Here is a 21,179-nt window from a genome sequence, read left to right on the forward strand (position 1 = left end):
TGTGCCTGCAATTGAGCCTGAACGACACCCATTGTGCTGCCCAAGAGTCCTCGGATCTGCTTCCGGTTGATGCCGTCGACGATGCGGTGCAGATCATTCTGAACTTGCTCGCGACCAACCCGACGCTCGCGCCCGCCCTGCTACCGGGGTATGACATTGTGCAGAAACGTGGTGCTCATGGAGCCCATCTGCCTTCAGCTCGCGAGCGCCGTAGTGAACTCAATCGGATCAGGCTGCAGCAGGTGAACGAGGTCATCGAGCGAGAGCGACAGCTCAACCCCACGATAGGTATTCGAGAGCTTGCTGCTGCGCTCAACGTGGCCGGCCTGAAGACCTATCGAGGATACCCCTTCGGCTACATCAGGACTGAGGACCATCTTCGTAGGGTGCGAAAGGCGGCGGCAGCCAGGACGGTGGAACCGAGGGGCGCTAGGTAGCACCATTGGCCTTCGCGACCGCCGCCCGTGCGTCGAACGGCGACATCCCCGCTTTCACCAGTTCCATGAACTGATCTCGCATACGGATGTGTCGCCCAGGGTCTCTCCTCAGTGCAGTCGGCATTTCCTGGCCATCGCGATATGCCCGGTTCGTCCCGTCAGCGTGCTCCCGCCATTCAAGCTTCCCGTCGGGAATGAAGTCGAAGTGCATCGCCACTGGCGTTATCTGCGGTGTGAGGCACAGCCACTTGCCATCGATAACCACAACCGAGTGCAGGATCAGGTCGTCGGCGTGGGGTGACCATCCGACTACGTGCCGACTGGCGCCCGTATGATCATTTTGCTCTTGGGCAGCACAGTTCCGGTGACAGTCATAGTCGACCATGCCCGCCGCGATCAACTGATCCCTTGGCGGTCGGGTTACGACTACGCGGGGTAACATCAGGACGTCTGGCAGCGTTCTGGCTTCAAGTTCGGTCGGCGGAAACGCCAGCCACTCGATGTTCCTCATAGCGAGCTCGCCGAGCTCACGTTCTCGCTCAGCTCGGTCCTCCGGCCTGTTGTTCATTCACGCCCCCATGTCACAAGCCCGACGTGGGAACTGTCGGTCGCAATCGCAACACCCGGTCGCGGCTGAATTGACGCTGCTCACTACCGAAACCACAACCGGTAGTGGCTTGTGTTCTTCTTTTGTTCACGTTTTGCTAGATGGCTCGTTTCGCGAGTCCATCCATGCCCTACGTCGAGCTCATCTCCGCCAGCAATTTCACCTTCCTGTCCGGCGCCTCGCATCCCGCCGAGCTGCTGGAGCAGGCTGCCTGCCTGAACCTCGGCGGCATCGGCATCTGCGATCGGAACTCCTTTGCTGGTGTGGTGCGGGGACATGTGGCCGCACGGGTAATCTGGGAAGCCATGCCGACCTTCCGCTACCTGGTCGGCGTGCGCCTCTCCTTCGTCGACGGCACGCCGGACATCATCGCCTATCCCACCGACCGGGCGGCCTACGGCCGGCTTTGCTTCTTGCTCACCACCGGCAATCGCCGCGCGCTGAAGGGTGAATGCCATCTCCGGCTTGCCGATCTGGGGGCTGCGGCTGACGGACAGCTATTCATCGTGAGCGCTGAGTTCAGCGAGTGTGGCGAAGAAACATTGGAGCGCGTTGCAACCTTCGCTCCTGGGAGCACATGGCTGGCCGCCAGTTGCGCGTTCAAGGGGCAGGATCGCGCGCGCCTTAACCGGATCGCCGACATGGCACAGCGTCACGGCGTGCCGATGATCGCTACCAATGACGTGCTGTTCCACGCTCCCGACCGGAAGATCCTGCACGACGTGGTGACCTGCATTCGCGAGCACATGACGCTTGAGGCCGCCGGCAGGCGTCTACAGCAGAATGCAGAGCGTCACATCAAATCGCCTCAGGAGATGGAGCGCCTGTTCGAGGCGTATCCGGAAGCCCTTGCCGAGACCGGGCGCTTCGCCAGCCGCATCGCCTTCTCGCTCGACGAGCTGAAGTATAACTACCCCGAAGAAACCATTGGCAACGGCGAGACCGCCCAGGAGACGCTGGAGCGCTTGTCATGGGCTGGTGCAGCCCGCCGCTATCCAGACGGCGTCCCGGAGCGCGTGCGGCTCGGACTGGAGCATGAGCTGCAGCTCATCGACCAGATGCGCTATGCCAGCTACTTCCTCACCGTGCACGACCTTGTTCGGTTTGCGCGCGAGGAACGCGGTATTCTCTGCCAGGGCCGCGGCTCGGCCGCAAACTCCGTGGTCTGCTTCTGCCTCGGCGTGACCGAAGTAGACCCTATGCTGGTAGACCTGCTGTTCGAGCGGTTCGTGTCCACCGAGCGCGACGAGCCGCCAGACATCGACGTGGACTTCGAGCACGAGCGCCGCGAAGAGGTGATGCAATACCTCTACCAGAAGTATGGCCGGCACCGCTGCGCACTTACCGCGACCGTCACTACCTACAGGGCGAAAGGGGCAATCCGCGAGGTCTCGAAGGTCTTCGGCCTATCCGACGACATGATCGCTCGGCTCAACGGCATGAGCTGGGGCTGGAACGACACCGGCATCACGCCCGAACGGTTGCAGCAGAACGGCTTCGATCCCGACGACCTCACCCTGATGCACGTCCTTACCGTCGTCAGCGTGCTGATGGGCTTTCCACGCCACCTCGGCCAGCATGTCGGCGGCTTCGTCATCACCCGCGATCGGCTGGACAACCTCATACCGGTGATGAACGCCGCCATGGCCGACCGCACCACCGTCGAGTGGGACAAGGACGACCTCGACGCGCTCGGCATCCTGAAGGTCGACGTCCTGGCGCTCGGCATGTTGAGCTGCATCCGCCGGGCTTTCGAGCTGATGCACATCCACTACGGCACCGCCCTGACGCTGACGTCGGTCCCGTCGGAGGATCCGCGCACCTACACCATGATCCAGCGGGCCGACACGATCGGCGTGTTCCAGATCGAGAGCCGGGCGCAGATGTCGATGCTGCCCAGACTGAAGCCGGCGAAGTTCTACGACCTGGTCATCGAGGTCGCCATCGTCCGGCCCGGCCCAATCCAGGGCGGCATGGTCCATCCCTACCTGAAGCGGCGGCTGGGACTGGAGCCGGTGAGCTATCCCAGCCCAGAGCTGGAAGCAGTGCTGAAGAAGACCTATGGCGTCCCGCTGTTCCAGGAACAGGCAATGAAGATCGCCATTGTCGGCGCCGGCTTCTCGCCGGGCGCGGCCGACCAGCTCCGACGCTCCATGGCGACGTTCAAGCGCACCGGCGGCGTAGGCAAGTTCAAGACTGACTTCATCGGCGGTATGCGCAGAAACGGCTATACGCAGGAGTTTGCGGAAGCCTGCTTCAAGCAGATCGAGGGTTTTGGCAGCTATGGCTTTCCGGAGAGCCATGCCGCTTCGTTCGCCCTGCTGGTTTACGTCTCCTGCTGGCTCAAGTGCCACTATCCAGACGCCTTCGCCTGCGCGCTGCTGAACAGCCAGCCCATGGGCTTTTATGCGCCGTCCCAGATTGTCCGTGATGCGCAGGAGCACGGTGTCGAGGTCCGCAACGTCGACATCAACCACTCCGACCTGGTGTCGGTGCTCGAGCCGGGCACGCCCGGCGGCGACCGCGTCTGGCAGCAGCATGCCAGCATGCGGGACGATATCCGCTCGACTAACGCCATTCGGCTCGGCCTCGGCTTTGTCAAAGGCCTGAGCGATGACGACGCCAACCTGATTGTTGCTCGCCGCGGTCGTGGCTATGACAGCGTCCGGGACCTCTGGTTGCGCACCCGGCTGCTGCCGGCCACACTGCAGAAGCTGGCCGATGCCGACGCTTTCACCTCGCTTGGCCTGAACCGGCGTGACGCACAGTGGGCGGTTTTGGGCCTGCAGGGCAGCGATGGTGCCGAGATGCTTCCCTTGTTCGCCGCTGCCGGGCGGCCGGAGCATCGCGAAGAGGAGGACGCCAACCTGCCGGCAATGCCGCCGGGCGAGCAGGTGATCCACGACTATCGAACGCTGAGCCTGTCACTGAAGGCACACCCGGTCAGCTTCCTGCGCGACACGCTGACGGCCCGCCACATCGTCTCTGCCGGAGGACTACGCGACGTTCCCGCCGGGCGCGTCATTACCGTGGCCGGCGTAGTGCTGGTGCGCCAGCGACCGGGCACTGCCAGCGGTGTCATCTTCGCCAGCCTCGAGGACGAGACTGGGCTGGCCAACATCATCGTCTGGCCGAAGGTGTTCGAGAAATACCGCTCGATCGTGCTCGGCTCGCGGCTGATGGCGGTTCGCGGCGAGGTGCAGAAGGAAGGGCTGGTCATCCACGTCATAGCCCGCGAGGTGTTCGACATGACGCCCATGCTGCTCGATCTCGCGAGCGGCCTCGATATCGGCGAAGGCATGATCGCCAACGCCGATGAGGGCAAGACCGGACCGCATGGCAGCGCTCGCGGTGGTGACAAGCGGCAGGACCTGGAGGCTGAGCGCAAGCGGGTCCACGACGCGCTGCCATCCGGCCGCAACTTCCACTGAGGCACGCCATGGCAACGGCTGAAGTCCGCACCCTGCGGCAGTTTCTGGAGAGCGATCAGGTGATCGATTGCGACTGCTCGAACTACTGGATCTGTTCGCACACCGGACCGCTCCGGATTGAACTGGCAATACTGCGCCTCGGATCGGAGTTCGATTTCTATGCGGGCCGCCACGAGCTGGCCGCGCACACTTACTGCTCGGTATGCGGCAAGTTCCATCCGACCTTCCGCCTGGGGTGGAAGACGCGACCCGCGACCTATACCGGCCTACACGGGGGTGGCGCGACACCAATCAGCGTGTTGACCGCTCCAGCACTATTGTCGGCCTGGGTGGAGCCCGACGACTGGCTGGTAGGTGGCAAAGGCGTCCGCAAATTCGGGCCGCGGCGATGAGCCATTCCGAATGTGAGCTCTAAGAAGCGGGATAAGCGGGATGTTTCTACGTTAATTCTTGCTTTACGCAAAAATGCGACACATAAATCCGGTCATACGCAACAACTCGGAAGTGACCATGATTGAGTCGCTTAGCCCTCGTCTCCACAGCGTTCTGAACCGCGATCTCCTCCTTGACCTGGAGGACCGTGAACGCGCAGAGGCCTTGAAAGCCTTCGAGATGGTTCGCGATGGCTCAGGGCTTCAAGGGAAGCGCGCGAGAGAGCTGGAGGGTCAAGCGCGTTTCCGGATGATGGAGAAAGGGTTCGAGGAGGTGTGCGCTCTGCACGGTGGCCAGCTCCTCGATGGGGGTGTCCTGCCGGACACTGATCTGAAGGTGTTCCAGCCTTTCATGCGCTTCGAAGGTGACGGGGGCGGGGTTATTCTTGGCCTTGCCGCGATGCCGGACCGGCACCTGCTTCCTGGGAAAAACAAGTCTCGCCTGGCTGGCGTCAAGCTCAACTACCACCTTGCCCCTCGTCTCGATTTCGACGCTGGCGGACCGAAGATCGGAGACTTTTTTGCGCTGCTGCTAGTTTCGCGGGACAAAAGCAGATCGGGAGTTCTGGAGGAGATCGCGATCGGCGTCGTGAACTCTGAATACACGGCCTTCTTGTTCTACGAACCGCTCGACCAGTTCCTGCGCGGCGCTGGAGATGCGACGGCGCCGGAAACATCGCCCCTGTCTCCGACGCCGGCGGACGTGGCCGGCGTTACCCTCAAGAAGAAGGTTATTCCGTTCGTGCCCCCGGAAGCTGCCCAGCAGGATGAAGGCGAAGAAGACAAAAAATAGGCCCCTGGCTTCTACTTAGGACCGTTTGACTATGCGTGTTGGTATTCCTGGTTTCATTCCTGAGAGGCTAGTGGAGGCGCGGGCAGCTCGCCGCGTCGCCAGCAAGTCTCAGTTGGCCCGCCTTTTGGGTATGAACCCGAGCACGGTCGGCCGCTGGGAGGATGGGACCAGTGCCCCAGATGAAAGTGCTTGGACCGCGCTTTCAACCGTCCTGAACGTGCGCCGAGAGTTCTTCCTGCGGCCCGTTTTCACTAGCCCTCGGCCGATGTTTTACCGGTCGTTGTCGAGCACCCTGATTAGGGACCTGGAATATCAGCACGCCCAGATGCGCTGGCTGCAGGAGTTGTCCTCTGTATTGCAGCACTACGTGGATTTCCCGGCCGTCGATATCCCGGATGTCCTAGACGGTCATACCTACAAGCAGCTTCGCGACGAGGACATCGAGCGCATCGCCCTAGATCTTCGCCGTCATTGGAAGATGGGCGAAGGCCCTTGCACCGACGTGGTGTCGTTGATGGAGCGCATCGGTGTCGTGGTTTCGACCATCGAGATGGGCACGTCAAAGCTTGACGGACTTTGTAGTTGGTCGTCAGCGGAGAGCAGGCCACACATCTTGTTGGCCACCGACAAGATGTCGTTCCCTCGACGACAAATGGATGCGGCGCATGAGCTCGCGCACGCGGTCTTGCACAAAGACGTTTCTGAGGGTGATTTGAAGCGCGACCTGAAGGAGATCGAACGACAGGCCTTTCGGCTCGCAAGCGCATTTCTTCTGCCATCGACAACGTATCCGCTGGAAGTATCGCGTGTTTCGCTCGCCGCTCTTTTGGCAGCCAAGGAGCGCTGGCGAGTATCCGTCAAGGCTCAGATAAAGCGCCTCGGCGACTTGGAGATCATCCCGCCAGAGCACGCAGTCGATCTCTATAAGCTCTACTCAGCAAAGGGTTGGAACCGTGAGGAGCCGCTTGATCGCGAGTGGGCCATCCCAGAACCCCATAATCTTTCGGACGCGCTAAACGCGATCGTCGATGGCGGTGTCCGGACTAAAGCCGATTTGCTTGCTGTGGAGTTCACGATGCCCGCCGGCGATATCGAGGCCTTGGCGAACCTCCCTGGCGGATGGTTCGCCGGCAAGATCGGTCAAGTCGTGCAACTCAAACAGGATGCGACCCGTGCCTCTAGTACTAGGCCAGAGTTGGAGGGGTCGATACTCACGTTCTATCGACCTCGCTAGGCCCGGCGGTCCCGCGACCGACCTACTCTGCGCACGGTCGTCGCGGACAAGATCTGGCGGGCACGGCCGGCATTCAAGCGGGGGGCTGGCGCCTGTCGACCCGACCATCACCTTAGGTAGCTAGTTTGTGGCTTGGCCCGTCCCGCAGATGTCTTGGGCGACGTTCTCTTCGAGTGGAAAAACATAGTGGTGCGCAGAAAGACGTCGACACCTAGAATGAACGCGGGTGGGCGAGCAACCGAAGCCGGGATGGACTTCCAGGCCGAGGTCGGCACTTGGCTTGCCGCACATCTGCTGGCGCGGATCCCGGTCGGTGGGCGCTTCGGCCTCGCCAACACTGCCTTGCCGGTCTCGATCCAGCTCGAAACCGGCGATGGGCTCGACGACATTCGCCTTGAACAGGACGACGCCGGCCGCATCGACCTGCAGAGTAAGACCAGGGCCGGACTGGACACCAGTCCCAAGAGCCCGCTCGGTGAGACCATCAGCCAACTCGTTCGAGTTATGGTCGACGCCCGCGCCGCTGGCCTCGAGGTCGACCTGGCCAAGGCACGCGCTGTGCTGGCGGTTGCGGTCAACGCGCCGCGCACGCTCGACGCCTTGGAGCGCGGGTGCCGAGCATTCGACCTTGGCGGCAGCTGGGCAACCACCAAGGCTGGGCGGTCCTTGGGCGAACGGGAGGCACTTGATCTGTTCGAGACCCATGCGCGGACTGCATGGGCGACGCACTCGCCCACGCCGCCGACCGACAACGAACTCGCGACGATGGCGCGGCTGTTCCGCATCGTGCGCTTCTCCATGAACGAGGGTGAGGACAATTGGCGCGAAGCCTCGCGGCTGCTCGGCGCGCGGCTCTATGGCTGCGAAGCTGCTGGAGACGCGCCATTGCGCGAATTGAAGGGCATCATCCGCGGCATGATCGGCAACGGAGCGCCCGCGAATCGTGTCGGCTTGCTGCGCGAGCTCCGCCGGCTTGGTCAAAATGACGTCGGCGCCGCCGACTACGCCGCAGATCTAGAGCGGCTGTCGGCCGCGACGGATGCGGAGCTCGCGCGCCTCGTGGGACACACGCGCCTGCCGATTGCTGGCGGCATTCCGATCGCGCGGGCCAGCGACGGGCCGCTTGGCGCAGCGGTCGATACAGGCTCGTTGATCGTCGTTGGTGAGCCCGGCGCCGGCAAGACCGGTGCGCTGGTCACGCTGGCGCAGGCGCGCCGCGCGGCGGGCGACACGGTGGTGCTCCTCTCGGTCGATCGCTTCCCGGGCGTCGCCATCGCCGCCAATCTCCAGTCCGAACTTGGATTGGCACATCCCCTGACCGAGGTGCTGGGCGGGTCGCCGGGCTCAGGAAGTAAGCTGCTCATCATCGATGCGCTGGATGCTGCCCGTGGCGGTCCGGCGGAAGGTGTCTTCGCGAAGTTGATCGAGGAGGTGGGTGCGGCGGCACCGAACTGGACCATCATCGCCTCGATTCGCACGTTCGATCTCCGCAACGGTAGGCGGTTCCGCGACGCCATGCCTGGCACTCCACCCGATCCGGCCTATTCGGAGGCGGGTTTGAGCAATGTCCGGCATTTCCAGGTCCCTCGGCTCGCGGATGATGATCTCGACGCCGCTGGCGTCGCTTCCGCGGACCTTGGCATGCTGTTTGACGCCGCACCCGACAAGCTGCGCGACCTGCTGCGCAACGTCTTTAATCTCTCGCTCGCCGCGCAACTGCTCGCCGATGGCGCGAGCCCCGACAGCATTCGCACCATCGCCACTCAGTCCGACCTCATCGACGCCTATGAGGATCGCCGGCTCATCGGCACACCGGCGCATCGGGCCGCGGCAGCGACCGTCGGCGCGATGGTTGCGCGGCGCCGGCTCGCGGTGCGCAAAGTGGTCGTCGGAGACGATCAACTTGATGCAGTCATTCAAGCCGGCGTGCTCGCCGAGTCTGGCGATCTCGTCAGCTTCGCTCATCATGTCCTGTTCGACCACGTCGCCGGCCGCTTCTTTCTCGAATGGGACGATCCCACCCGGCTCATAAAACAGCTCGGCGGCGATACCTCGATCGCGCTCTTGCTCTCGCCCGCACTGCGCTTTTCGATCGAGCGGCTGTGGCGCCAAGACGCCGAAGGCAAGATGCAGGTCTGGCGCCTGGTCGCCGACATCTACGCTGATCCGGCGGTCGATCCGGTGCTCGCCAACGTGGCTCTGCGCACCGCTATCGAACGCGTCGCGATGCCGGCCGATATCGCAGATCTGGTCGAGCTGATCGCGGCTCGTGCCAAAAGCGAGGCCCTGGCAACGATGCTCTCCCGGCTCGCCCGCTTCGTCGGCATGGCGGTCGATGCCAACGGCAGCATTCATCAAGAGGAGGCGCTCGCCTGGGCAATGGTCGCCGACGCCGCGATCCGAGAAGGCTCACGCGAGCTTTCCGACGCGACGCGCTTCCTGCTCCACACCTTGTTCGACAAGGGTGACCTTGCCGAACCCACGCTACTCGACGTTTTTGGCCGTGCCGCGCGTGCGCTACTCGCCTTTGCTTGGGCGGCCGATCCGCCGATGCAGCATACGGCGACTAGCACGATCCGCTTCGTTGGCAAAAGCTTCGCTTCCGATCCAGCCGCGTCCCGGGCGCTGCTCGACCGGATGCTCCGCGACCCGCATTTCTCGGTCCATGCGGACCAGGAGGCGACCTGGCTTTCCGAGCAGATTATGCCGGTCGCGCGCGCCGACGCGGATTTCACGATCGAAATCTACCGGGTGCTCTATTCGCGCGATATCACCGACGACAGCACGTCGTTCCTGGGCGGACACGCTAGCCGTATTCTGCCGCTCTCGTCTAGCCGCAGCCAGGAGTATCGCCACTGCCGCTTCAACCTCGGCCGGAGTGTTACGCGCCTGCTTGAGCTGTCGCCCTCGCTCGGCACGCGCGCAATCGTGGAAGCGTCGCTCGGCGATACCGATCGCTTGACGCAGTTGGCCAACGGTCGCGAGCAGGTCGTGGTGCCGGGACGCGAGCCGTTCGACCTGCTCGGCCACGATCGTGAGTATCGAGCCTGGGACCATCACGATCGCCACGGCACACAGGACGACAATGTGCTTACACAGCTCGTCGCGCATCTGCGTAGCTGCTCGCCCGCCGCCTTTGCAGCGACAGTCGATGCAGCGGCAACCGCGTATGCCGGGCCAGCGGTGTGGAAGCGCATACTCGGCGTCGGCGCCGAGCGCGTCGGTGAGACGGCCGACTTGTTGTGGCCGTTCGCAAGCAGCAACACGATCTTGGCACATGGCGACATCGTCCGCGACGCTGTCCGCCTTCTGGTTGCCGCCTATCCTTCGCGGTCGATTGAGGATCGAGCCGCGTTCGAAGTCGACGCCTTGCGGCCTGGCTTGTTCACGGACGAAGCCAAGCTGCGCCGGTGGCGCGGCACACTGAGCCGCTTCCTGTCGCTAGTTGATGTCGACGCGATCGCCACGGATACAATGCGAGCGCTACGCGCCGAACTCGTGGCCGCAGACGAACTGTCCGGCAATCCGCCGACGCGCTCGCTGTCGGCGCACTGGGGCTCGTCGCGCGGCGTCGCGCGCAGTCTTCTCGCCGGCGAAGGCGTCAATGTCGACGAAGGCGTGGACGCGCAGATGTTGTCTCGTTCCGAGGCGCTCTACGAGATAGTGCAGGCCACGCCCTCGGACAGTGGCGGCACGGCGCTCGCCGGGCTTTGGGCGGAAGTGTCGACGACGATCGCGCTTTATGACGCTCACTCCGCGACTCTGCACGAGAAAGTGGAGCAGCCTGTCTGGGGGCATGTCAGCAATGCCGTCGAACGTATCGCTGGTGCAAAGGCCTATGCACCAGGAATCGATGGCATGCCGGCGATCGAGGAACTGCTCGCCGTGTTGCGGCGACTATGGGCGAGCCCCTTCCCGGAGTCCGGAGAGAAGAACGATGATTCCAGCTTGAGCTGGGGAAACTGGGAAGTCCGCGTCTACGCGGCTGAGGCTTATGCGTCGCTGGCCGACCGGTTCGGCGAAGATCATGGCGAGATCGTCGACATGTTCGAAGCGATCCTCGCCGATCCGACGCCGCAGGTCCGCCTTCAAGTGGCGCAGAACCTGCAGGTGCTGAGCCGCATCGCAGCCGACAAAATGTGGGAGTTGGCCGAGAATGTCGCACGGGACGAGCCCCACTTCGGAGTGCTAAGTGCCTACCTGCACTATTTCATAGCGCGCTTCACTTGGCACAATGTCGAGAAGTGCAAGGCGATCATAGAGATCGTGCGGACCCGCAGTGAGGCGGTCGAGTGCGACCACAAGTCCGGTCGCGACGAGGTTGGCGAACAATTGGGCGGCCTGACCGCGCAGCTTTGGTGCTGGCAGAATGAGGGCATCGCGCTTGAATGGCTAAGGGCCTGGGTCGATGGTCCCGCCGCGCACCGCGAGTTCTTCACCTCCTTCCTGTCGCAGCTGCGCGGCGCTTTCTTCGCCCGCTACGCATACGGTGAGGAGCGCGACGCTGGGCTTGCAGATCGCTCGCAGCAAGCGGCGATGGTCATCCTGGAGGCGTGCTCGGCGGCGGCTGAAGCCAGCCACGCTGCGTTAACGGGCGAGTCGGTCGAAGGCGCCGCGCGCGATGCCGCCGCCGCCACCTACAAGGCTGCCGAGTCCGTGATCGGCCACCTCACGAACCAGCTCTACTTCGGCTCGGGGGCATATGCAGAAAACCGCGAGGCTGCGGTAGGGCTCATGTCGATCGACGCCATGCGCCGATTCCTCGTAGATTATCGCCCGATGCTCGCGCTGTTGGCGGCGTCGCACGAACCTTCGACTCACCATCGCCTCGTCGAACTCTACGAGTTTCTGATCCCCGGCGATCCGGCCGGCGTATTCGACGCGCTTCACGCCCTACTTAAGGGCCCGGCCGCGCGAGAGGGTTATCATCACGAAGGTCTTGCCGCCCCAGTCATTGTCCGGATGATCACTCGCTATATCGCCGATCACCGCGCAATCTTTGAGGACGACACGCGCCGCTCCGCGCTTGTCGAGATCTTGCGCCTGTTCTCCGACGTCGGTTGGCCGGAGGCGTTGAAGCTGCTCTACGAGCTTCCTGAACTACTTCGCTGACGATAGCCACGAGGTTGCGTTATCTATGGATCGCCAAAATACCGCGTGGAGGTTGCCGTTCGTAACTAACAGCGTTGCGTGTTGCACATCTATTGGCTCAATGTAGCAGTCGGGAGGGGCTCATCAATGCGTTTTGCAGCAATAGACGTGGAGACAGCAAATCGCCGTCAACGAAGCATTTGCCAAGTCGCTGTTGTCGTATTCGACGGTGGGAAAGAAGTGGCTAGCGACGTCGTCTACGTAGATCCGGAGGATGACTTCGATCCGATCAACATCGGTATACACGGCATTGACTCAGCTCGCGTGCGCGGCGCTCTGACCTTTCCCCAAGTCCACTCAAGGCTATCTGGCATACTCGCGGGCCAAAGTGTCCTTAGCCACCACTCCTTCGATCGCATCGCGATGGGCCAAGCGGCCTCGCACCACGGGCTACGGGTCCTTCAATGCACTTGGTTGGATAGCTGCCTGATCGCCCGACAGGTGTGGCCTGACCTCGCGAGCCAAGGTGGTTTCGGCTGAAGAACCTGGCGCGGCATTTCGGCATCAGCCTTCGCCACCACGATGCCTTGGAAGACGCCCGAGCTGCCGGGCAGATCATGCTGCTCGCAATGGAGGCCAGCGGAACAGACCTCTTGCGGTGGGCACAACTCAGTATGCCCAAACCGCGAGGAAGCTACGGCGGATCGAAGCGCGACATCACTCGAGAGGGCGATGGTGACGGGCCACTGATCGACGAGAGCATTGTCTTCACCGGAAACTTCACAGTCGACAAGTTTGAGCTCGCCGATATGGCCCACATTGCCGGCGCGGCAGTGCGCAAAAGAGTGACGCAGGAAACGACCATGGTTGTGGTTGGTGAGTTGCCAGCAGGCGTCGTCGGCGCCGACGGTAAGAGCTCTAACCTTCGTTACGCCGAGCAGTTGGCGGCAAAGGGCGCGCCTATCCTGCTGGTGACCGAGGACGACTTTCGGGAGTTGGTCCGCGGACCTGGCGGGCTTTGACTTTGCGACGAGCTCTCGGCGCGATGAAATGCCACAGAGCACGCTACGGTGGCCTGCTACAGTCTCCTGCTACAGGCTCACGCTAACCCATTGAAAATTAATGTGAAAAGAGGCTGGCTGGGGAACCTGGATTCGAACCAAGATTAACGGAGTCAGAGTCCGCTGTTCTACCATTGAACTATTCCCCAAGCGCCTAGCCTGGGAACGCGGGGCGTCAGCCCTCGACGTTCGGTGTGGCCTTCTAGCGACATTCGATGCCGGGATCAACACCCCAGTTGGCGAACATTTTCTGTTCGTCGCAGCGGCTGGGGCAGGGCGGTTTACGGCGGAATCTTGGCGTTGCGCTCACCGGCTTCATCCACTAGGGTTTTCGGCGACACTGAAATGAGCCCGCGTCGGGCGCCCCGGTTCTGAGGCCGGTCGAGCGACTGCACGGGAATGGAGAAACAGGTTGGCCGATTCCGATCGGTCCGCCGCCGCAATCGAGGCCGAGAGCCTCGAGCGGCACCGTGGGGGGCAAGGCGAGAGCCGGGCCCCGTCGACCGCAAGAGCCGGGGGGCAACCGGATCAAGGCGGAACGGATAGGCGGACGAATCCAGCAGTCCACCCGGCGCGCCGTTCGCGGGGGCCGATCTATGCTGCGCTCGATCTTGGCACCAATAACTGCCGCCTGCTGATCGCCCGCCCGCACGAGAACAGCTTCCGCGTACTCGACGGCTTCACTCGCATCGTCCGGCTGGGCGAGGGCCTCTCCACCACAGGCCGGCTCTCCGATGCCGCCATGGAGCGGACGATGGAGGCGTTGCGCCTCTGCCGCAACAAGCTGCGCGAGCACGAGCCCACGCGCATGCGGCTCATCGCCACCGAGGCTTGCCGCGCGGCCTCGAACGGTCTCGAGTTCATCGCCCGGGTCGAGCGCGAGCTTGGGCTCGTGCTCGAAATTGTCGACCGCCAGACGGAGGCTTCGCTGGCCGTCACCGGCTGCGCCGACCTGATCGAAGAGGCGTCGGCCGGCGCGCTGATGTTCGATATCGGCGGCGGCTCGTCCGAGCTCGCCTGGCTCGATTTCCGCGGTGGACGCCCGCGCCGGCAGGGCCGCATGTTCTCGTCCATCCGCTCCTGGCAGTCGCTCCCCGTCGGGGTCGTCTCGATCGCCGAGAAGTTCGGCGGCGTTGACGTGACCCGCGATCGATTCGAGGAGATGGTGGCCTTCGTTTCCGGGCACCTGCGCCAGTTCCGCGGCCGCGAAAAGCTGCGCCAGATGATCGCCGAGCACCCGGTCCACCTGATCGGCACCTCCGGCACGGTGACGACACTCGCCGGCCTGCATCTCGGGCTCGAGCGCTACGAGCGCCAGAAGGTCGACGGCCTGTGGATGAACCGCACCGACGTCGATGCGACCATGCAGGCGCTGCTCGGCATGACCTTCGACCGGCGCGTGGCCCATCCCTGCATAGGCAAGGACCGCGCCGATCTCGTTCTCCCCGGCTGCGCCATCTTCGAGGCCATCCGCCGCGAGTGGCCGACCGAGCGGGTGCGCGTCGCCGACCGGGGACTTCGCGAGGGGATCCTCATTTCGCTGATCGATGCGGACCGCGCAGGCCGCGCCAACCGGGGTAAGGGAGGGCGCTGATGCCTAAGGGAAGCGGAGATGGAGTTGGTCGCCGTTCGGATCGCGACCTCAAGGTGCGCGTGAAGACGGCCAAGGGCCGCAAGATCGGCTCGACTTTGTGGCTGCAGCGGCAGCTCAACGACCCCTATGTGGCCAAGGCCCGGGCCGAGGGCTATCGGTCGCGTGCCGCCTTCAAGATCAAGGAACTCGACGAGCGCTATCACCTGTTCAAGAAGGGCATGCGCATCGTCGATCTGGGCGCCGCTCCCGGCGGCTGGTCGCAGGTCGCCGCCCCCATCGTCGGATCGACCGAAGAGAACCCGCTCATCGTCGGCATCGACTATCTCGAGATGGATCCGATCCCCGGCGTCGTCCTGCTCCAGAAGGACTTCAACGACGAAGACGCGCCGCAAGCGCTGATCGATGCCCTGGGCGGGCACAAGGCCGACATCGTCATGTCCGACATGGCAGCGCCGACCACGGGCCACCGCGCCACCGATCACCTGCGCATCATCGCGCTGGTCGAACTCGCGGCCGATTTCGCCGTCCAGGTGCTTGCGCCCGGCGGCACGTTCATCGCCAAGGTCTTCCAGGGCGGCACCGAGCACGAACTGCTGCACATGCTGAAGCAGAACTTCGCCACCACGATGCACGCCAAGCCCAAGGCCAGCCGGCAGGACTCCGCCGAAACCTACCTCGTCGCCCGCGGCTTCAAGGGCTGATGCTGGCGAGGAGACGAGGCAGATGAGCTCTCGCAAGACGCCAAGCGTGAGTATTCGGCCCCACCACTCGCCTCTGAACCGGTACGTCAACCTGTTCGCCGCTGCCTTCACCACGGCCGGGTGGCGGGTCCGGCGTCTGCGTTGGCGGCCGGGCGAGGCCTGGGGCAGCCAGGTCAACATCGTGCACTGGCCCAACGACATGTTCAGCCCGGTGGGACGACGCCGGTGGCAGGCCACCGGCAAGCTTCTGCTCATGCGGCTTTCGCGATCCGTGTTCGGCACGCGCTGGATCTGGGTCGTCCACAACCTGCAGCCGCATGATCGGGGCGAGGAGGGCGGCAAGATCTGGCGCGCATTCCTGGGGCAGCTCGATGGACTGGTGTTTCTCTCGAGGCATTCGCGCGACCAATTCGCTGCCGCCTACCCGTTTGTGCGCGCTACCAGTGTCGTTGTCCGCCATGGCCACTATCGCAGCGGCGCGGTTCGGCAGGCTGGAGCATTCGCGCCGCCAACGGCGGACCGCCCGTTGCGCCTGCAGTTCGCGGGCCTCGTTCGCCCCTACAAGAATGTCGATGGCCTGATCGAGGCCACAAGGCCGCTCGCTGGACTGGTCGACCTCAACATCAAGGGATTGGCCAGGGATCCGCATATTCGGTCGTTGCTCTCCCGTCTGGCCGCCGGCGCCAACAACATTTCGCTGCACCTCGCCAGCGAACCACTCGAGGAGGCCGAGATTGAAGACGCCGTGGACGCGGCCCACGCCGTGATCTTGCCTTACCGGCACATCCTGAACAGCGGTGTGGCGCTGTTGTCGCTGTCGCGAAATCGTCCGGTTATCGCACCTGCCGTCGGCAGCCTGAAGGAGCTGCGCGCGGAGGTTGGTCCCGAATGGGTACATCTCTACGAGGGGGAACTGACCAGCGACGTCCTCCGGCGGGCTGCCGATTGGGTCCGCAGCGTGCCGCGCCGGCCGACCAGCCCGCTCCATCTGTACGACTGGGATCGGCTCGGTCCCGAGATCGTTGCTTTCGCTGCCTCTTTGAGGTCCTGATTACTCCGCCGCCTCGCCCTGCGGCTTGCCGGCATGCGCATGCATTCCGGCGCCGCGTGGCATGCGCAGGAACCACAGCGTCGAGACCAGCGTCACGGCCGCTATGACGAAGAAGGAGAGGTGGAAGTCGGCCAGCACCGGCTCGCCGCCATGCGTAAGCCTCAGCCCTTCGAGCACGCCGCCACCCAGCGCCACGCCGCAGGCCAGCGACAGCTGCACGCCGACCTGGCTGATGACGTTGGCCTGACCCGCATCCTTGTCCTCGATATCGGCAAACACGAACGCGTTAGTGGTCGTCCAGAACACCGACTGGAAGAAGCCGGTGATGACGAGGAAGGCCATCATCAGCGGCACCGGCGTCTCCGGCCCGTAGATGCCCATGCCCACGAGCCCGAGCGCCGAGACTGCCGTCGAGGCGATGAGGCTCGGCTTGAAGCCGAACCGCATCAGCAGCCGCTCGGTGACGAACTTGGCGCTGAACGCACCGATGGCGGTGGCGAACGTCACCATGCCGCTCTCGAACGGGTTGAGCCCGAAGCCGAGTTGCAGCATCAGTGGGAACAGGAACGGCATCGCGCCCGTGCCGAGGCGATAGATGAAGCCGCCGATCACCGTCAGCCGGAACATCGGCCGGCGGAAGATCCTGAGGTCGAGCAGCGGATATTCGGTGCGCTGGAAGTGGAACCAGTAGGCGATGGCGCCGGCGGTGCCGATCAGCAGCGCGCCGTAGCCGAACCCGGCGGGAAGTGCGGGAAGCGTCAGCACCGAGATGCCGAACACCCAGCCCGCGAAGGTCGTGCCTGCCAGCAGGAACCCGGTGAAGTCCATCTTCCGCGGCTCGTTCCGATGCCATTCGGGCAGGAAGCGGTTGACCAGCAGCACGCCCAGCAGCCCGATCGGCACGTTGATGAGGAAGATCCAGTGCCAGCTGGCGAAGGTGGTGATGAAGCCGCCGATCGGTGGCCCGATGATCGGGCCGACGAGGCCAGGGATCGACAGCCAGGCCATGGCGTCTACGAGCTGGTTTCGCGGCGTCACCCGCACCAGCACCAGCCGCGCCACGGGCGTCATCATCGCCCCGCCCATGCCCTGCAGGAAGCGCGACGCAACGAAGGTCAGCAGCGAATCCGAGATGGCGCAGCAGACCGAGCCGAGCACGAACACGACCATGGCCCAGCTGAACACCGTCTTGGCGCCGAACCGGTCGGCCATCCAGCTCGAGACCGGGATGAAGATCGCGAGCGCCACCATGTAGGTGGTCAGCGCCAGCTTCAGAGCGATCGGCTCTGAGTTGATGTCGTGCGCGATGGCTGCGAGCGAGGTGGCGATGACCGTGCTGTCGATGTTCTCCATGAACAGCGCGACGGCAAGGATCAGCGGGGTAAGGCGCAGGCTGGACATATCAGGCGGTCACTGGAGCGGGTTTGGTGATGGTCTTGATCTTGTGGCCCGACACGTCGCTGCCGGCATCGGGTGGCAGCCGCATGAAGGGGATGGCGCTGGAGATTGCCACGGCCGCGACCACGAACCAGGCGATGTGGAAGTCGCCCAGGGTCAGCTCGCCGCCATGGAAATTGGACGAGATCTCGAGCACGCCGCCTGCGACCGCCACGCCCGCCGCGATGCTGAGCTGCTGGCTCACGGCATTGATGGCGGTGGCCTGGCTGGCATGGGCCTCGTCGACATCGGCAAAGACGAGGGCATTGACGCCGGTGAAGAAGAACGAGCGGGTGAGGCCGCCGAAGAGCAGCGCCGCCATGAGCAGCCAGTGGGGGACGGCCGGCGTGAAGAAGCCGTTCACCGCAAGCAGCAGGCACCCCAGGACCGACATGGCGACGAGCGTCCGCGGGAAGCCGTAGCTGGCATACAGCCGCTCCGCTCCGAACTTGGAGAGGATCGCGCCGAAGGCGGCGATGAAGGTCGTGAGTCCCGACTCGAACGGGGTGAGCCCGAAGGTCAGCTGCAGCATCAGCGGCATGAGGAACGGAAACGCGCCGATGCCGATCCGGAACAGCGAGCCGCCGATGATGGCATTCCGGAACAGGGGCAGCCGGAACATCCTGGGATCGAGGATCGGGAACTCGGCACGCCGGGCGTGGCGCAGGTAGATGACGCCGGCTACTGCGCCCACGACGATCGCCGTGTAGCCGGCCCAGGTGGGAATGGCCGGCAGGCTGATCACCGAGAAGCCGAACATGATGCCGGCAAAGGTGATGGCCGAGAGCAGCAGGCCGGGAATGTCTATCGGCCGCTCGTTGCGTGTCTCCCCGGCATTGAGGAACTTCGTCACGAGGATCAGCCCGATGATCCCGATGGGCACGTTGATCCAGAAGATCCAGTGCCAGCTGAGATAGGTGGTGAGGAAGCCGCCAAGTGGCGGGCCGGTTATCGGGCCGATCAGCGCCGGGATGGTGAGCCATGCCATCGCCGAAACCAGCTCGTTCCTTGGTGTCGCGCGCACCAGTACCAGCCGGGCCACCGGCGTCATCATCGACCCGCCGATGCCCTGCAGGAAGCGCGAGAGGACGAACGTCAGCAGCGAGTCGGAGAAGGCGCAGCAGATCGAGCCGATCATGAACACGACAATGGCGACGCGGAAGACGTTCTTGGCGCCGAACCTGTCCGCTACCCAGCCCGAGAGCGGGATGAAGATGGCGAGGGCGACGAAGTAGGCGGTAAGCGCGAGCTTCAGCGAAATCGGCTCGGTGCCGATGTCGGCCGCAATCGCTGGAAGCGAGGTCGCGATGACGGTCGAGTCCATGTTTTCCATGAACAGGGCGACCGCGAGGACGAGGGGGATGATGCGCAAGGAGGAGCCTCTCGCGAGGCATGATTAGGATCGAAGTTATCTTCCAAGCATTACGGTGCGTGGAGCCGTGGTGCAACAGGCGTGCCTGCTTATTTCGGCCCAGTGCTCGGCAATTGACCAAAAGCCGCCAAGCGTGGCTTATACGCTTAGGGATTCCGTGAGTTTTTTGCCATGAAGAGTTTTTCGTCTTCGAGCTTTGCTTCGAGCCATGCCGAAGCGCTCGATCTAGCCTTTGCTGCCGTGCAGAAAGACCCGCAGGCGCTTTTTACCAATTTCCAGTGGTTCCTGTTCGCCGGCAAGGACACGATCTTCTTTACTGCCTTCTCCAGGGAGCAGTTCGACCAGGAACGGCTGAAGCAGCTCGTTGCTCAGGTTGTTGGTCTTGCCCCGCAACTGACGCACGGTTTCATCGGGGCCCGCCCGGGCCATCCGCTGACCGAAAGCCAGCTGGATGCAATCACCTCCGTCGAAATGGTCGATGACTTCGAGGGCTATCCCGACAAGTGGATAAGCAAGAGCGCCGACATCTTCGACCATCCCGACCTGCCGCTGTTCCGCTTCATGGCCGCGACCCGCAAGGGCGGGCCGGACAGCGAGGGCAGGGCGTCGATCATCCAGGTCCGGGCCGCCCACAGCGTGCTCGAGGGATCTGACTCCGCGCTGCTGTCGCGCTCGCAGACGGCGAGCCATGGCATCCAGAAGAACAAGTCCAACAAGGTGCCGTTCGGCCAGCGCATCAAGGGCGCCCTCGGCGCCGGCATCGGCGTCGCGCTGCACCTGTTTTTCGCCCACGTCCTCTCGCCGCCCGACAAGCCGTTCGGCTACCGCACGCTGCCGCTCAAGCGTGACCGGATGCGGACGCTGGCGAACCGGCTCGGCGTGCGCCAGCGCTCGCTCTATTTCGCCATCGTCACGCACGCGCTGCACTCGGACAGCGATCACCGCCACAACGAGGAGGTGATCACGGCCGCCTACACGATGCTGGATACGCGCCGCAACGCCGTGGACGACGACTTCTTCCGCGTCCGCGCGCTCATGGCGAAGTTCAAGTACATCCCCGACTTCGTCGACTATGTCCGTAACGTCGACCGCGTCGTCAGCGAGATCGAGAACTCCGACGTCACCTCGTTCCAGGTCCAGACGCTGGCGCTCTTCGCGCTCCACCGCAAGGTGCAGAAGCTGCTCCCGTTCCTCTATGGTCCGCGCTTCTGGCGTTTTGCGGGCCGTACCGACACCGTGCTGACGCTGGTTCCGCCGCACCGCACCTTCGGGCCGGTGACCGAGTGGATGATGGAGCCGATCTATTGCGGCGCCTACCACCCCGCCCAGAACATCGCCACCTTCTGCCCCGGCCGCGAGTACATGACGCTCAACTTCGTCATGGAGCAGCGCTATGTCGACCTCGCCGACCGCATCGAGCCGCTCATCGCCTCGATCGAGGCGATGGACCTCGGCCCGGTGAAGCAGGCGCCGGCAGAAGCCGGGGTGTGAGGCGGCGGGTTGGTGCCTGGCTGAGAGATCGATTGGGTCCCCGGGTCAAGCCCGGGGATGACGGTGGGTGGAGTGGAGTGGCGAGGGCGGTGCCACACCCTCGATGTCATCCCTGCGAAAGCAGGGACCCATCTCGCCGCCGGCGCCGGCCGATGGTTGGGTCCCTGCTTGCGCAGGGATGACAGCCGGTGGGGTGGTACTACCCTGGGCATACCGATGCATCCGACAGCCACGCGGCTTCGGAGTTCTCAAAGAACGCATCTCCCGGAAGGGAGATGAAGCGGGGCCGGCGAGGCGCTGGCCTCACGCGGGTAGTCCGCAGATGAAACGAGGCTCGCGCCTCGCCGGCCGGCCGGGGTTTTGGGCGTATGGCACGATGGCCCGGGCGCATCCCGTACCGCATCGCGGGGAACGTGCCGGCTGACAGACGGCCGGAATCCACCGAACC

Annotated in this window: 15 protein-coding genes and 1 tRNA gene; 12 read left to right on the plus strand and 4 right to left on the minus strand. The window is 63.9% G+C overall.

Annotation, left to right across the window (positions count from 1 at the left end):
* Positions 1-11 precede the first annotated feature (11 nt).
* On the plus strand, positions 12-437 hold the full coding sequence (locus tag PRN20_RS09565; RefSeq protein ID WP_273957094.1) for a hypothetical protein: 426 nt from the start codon (positions 12-14) through the stop codon (positions 435-437).
* Here PRN20_RS09565 and PRN20_RS09570 read toward each other — a convergent pair.
* The gene (locus tag PRN20_RS09570; RefSeq protein ID WP_273957095.1) at positions 430-1,005 is read right to left on the minus strand and encodes a hypothetical protein; all 576 of its coding nucleotides are present in this window, start codon (positions 1,003-1,005) and stop codon (positions 430-432) included. The genes PRN20_RS09565 and PRN20_RS09570 overlap by 8 nt on opposite strands.
* Positions 1,006-1,169: 164 nt before the next feature.
* Between PRN20_RS09570 and PRN20_RS09575 the strand changes: the two genes are divergently transcribed.
* From PRN20_RS09575 to PRN20_RS09600, 7 genes are all read left to right on the plus strand, one after another.
* A complete protein-coding gene (locus tag PRN20_RS09575) occupies positions 1,170-4,475 on the plus strand; it encodes an error-prone DNA polymerase (protein WP_273957096.1) in 3,306 nt (1,101 codons plus the stop codon).
* An 8-nt stretch (positions 4,476-4,483) separates the two neighbouring features.
* Positions 4,484-4,867 (plus strand): hypothetical protein, encoded by a 384-nt coding sequence (locus PRN20_RS09580; RefSeq protein WP_273957097.1) that lies wholly within the window; start codon positions 4,484-4,486, stop codon positions 4,865-4,867.
* Positions 4,868-4,985: 118 nt separating this feature from the next.
* Entirely contained in the window at positions 4,986-5,699 is a 714-nt protein-coding gene (locus tag PRN20_RS09585; RefSeq protein ID WP_273957098.1) for a hypothetical protein, read from the plus strand.
* 31 nt (positions 5,700-5,730) lie between these two features.
* The gene (locus tag PRN20_RS09590; protein ID WP_273957099.1) at positions 5,731-6,933 is read left to right on the plus strand and encodes an XRE family transcriptional regulator; all 1,203 of its coding nucleotides are present in this window, start codon (positions 5,731-5,733) and stop codon (positions 6,931-6,933) included.
* Between the two features lie 153 nt (positions 6,934-7,086).
* Positions 7,087-12,045 carry an ATP-binding protein gene (locus PRN20_RS09595; RefSeq protein WP_273957101.1) on the plus strand — a complete coding sequence of 1,653 codons (4,959 nt, stop codon included), beginning with the start codon at positions 7,087-7,089 and terminating at the stop codon, positions 12,043-12,045.
* A 126-nt stretch (positions 12,046-12,171) separates the two neighbouring features.
* On the plus strand, positions 12,172-12,564 hold the full coding sequence (locus PRN20_RS22860) for an exonuclease domain-containing protein (RefSeq protein ID WP_443112545.1): 393 nt from the start codon (positions 12,172-12,174) through the stop codon (positions 12,562-12,564).
* Between the two features lie 77 nt (positions 12,565-12,641).
* The gene (locus PRN20_RS09600; RefSeq protein ID WP_273957102.1) at positions 12,642-13,046 is read left to right on the plus strand and encodes a BRCT domain-containing protein; all 405 of its coding nucleotides are present in this window, start codon (positions 12,642-12,644) and stop codon (positions 13,044-13,046) included.
* Between the two features lie 114 nt (positions 13,047-13,160).
* Here the strand turns inward: PRN20_RS09600 and PRN20_RS09605 are convergent.
* Positions 13,161-13,234, minus strand: a tRNA-Gln gene (locus PRN20_RS09605).
* 263 nt (positions 13,235-13,497) lie between these two features.
* Between PRN20_RS09605 and PRN20_RS09610 the strand changes: the two genes are divergently transcribed.
* From PRN20_RS09610 to PRN20_RS09620, 3 genes are read left to right on the plus strand one after another with little or no spacing between them, the layout of a single operon-like run.
* Positions 13,498-14,679, plus strand: a complete 1,182-nt coding sequence (locus tag PRN20_RS09610; RefSeq protein WP_273957103.1) for a Ppx/GppA phosphatase family protein — start codon at positions 13,498-13,500, stop codon at positions 14,677-14,679.
* Positions 14,679-15,380, plus strand: a complete 702-nt coding sequence (locus PRN20_RS09615; RefSeq protein WP_273957104.1) for an RlmE family RNA methyltransferase — start codon at positions 14,679-14,681, stop codon at positions 15,378-15,380. Before PRN20_RS09610 ends, PRN20_RS09615 begins: the two co-directional genes overlap by 1 nt.
* 22 nt (positions 15,381-15,402) lie before the next feature.
* Positions 15,403-16,431 carry a hypothetical protein gene (locus PRN20_RS09620; protein WP_273957105.1) on the plus strand — a complete coding sequence of 343 codons (1,029 nt, stop codon included), beginning with the start codon at positions 15,403-15,405 and terminating at the stop codon, positions 16,429-16,431.
* On the opposite strand, the gene PRN20_RS09625 is transcribed toward PRN20_RS09620, so the two are convergent.
* On the minus strand, positions 16,432-17,832 hold the full coding sequence (locus PRN20_RS09625) for an MFS transporter (RefSeq protein ID WP_273957106.1): 1,401 nt from the start codon (positions 17,830-17,832) through the stop codon (positions 16,432-16,434).
* A gap of 1 nt (position 17,833) precedes the next feature.
* Complete coding sequence (locus tag PRN20_RS09630; protein WP_443112566.1) at positions 17,834-19,201, minus strand: MFS transporter; 1,368 nt, start codon at positions 19,199-19,201, stop codon at positions 17,834-17,836.
* A 210-nt stretch (positions 19,202-19,411) separates the two neighbouring features.
* On the opposite strand from PRN20_RS09630, the gene PRN20_RS09635 reads away from it, so the two are divergent.
* Positions 19,412-20,731 (plus strand): hypothetical protein, encoded by a 1,320-nt coding sequence (locus PRN20_RS09635; protein ID WP_273957108.1) that lies wholly within the window; start codon positions 19,412-19,414, stop codon positions 20,729-20,731.
* The last annotated feature ends 448 nt before the right edge of the window (positions 20,732-21,179 follow it).

The sequence above is a fragment of the Devosia sp. ZB163 genome, from assembly GCF_028613635.1.
GTDB lineage: Bacteria > Pseudomonadota > Alphaproteobacteria > Rhizobiales > Devosiaceae > Devosia_A.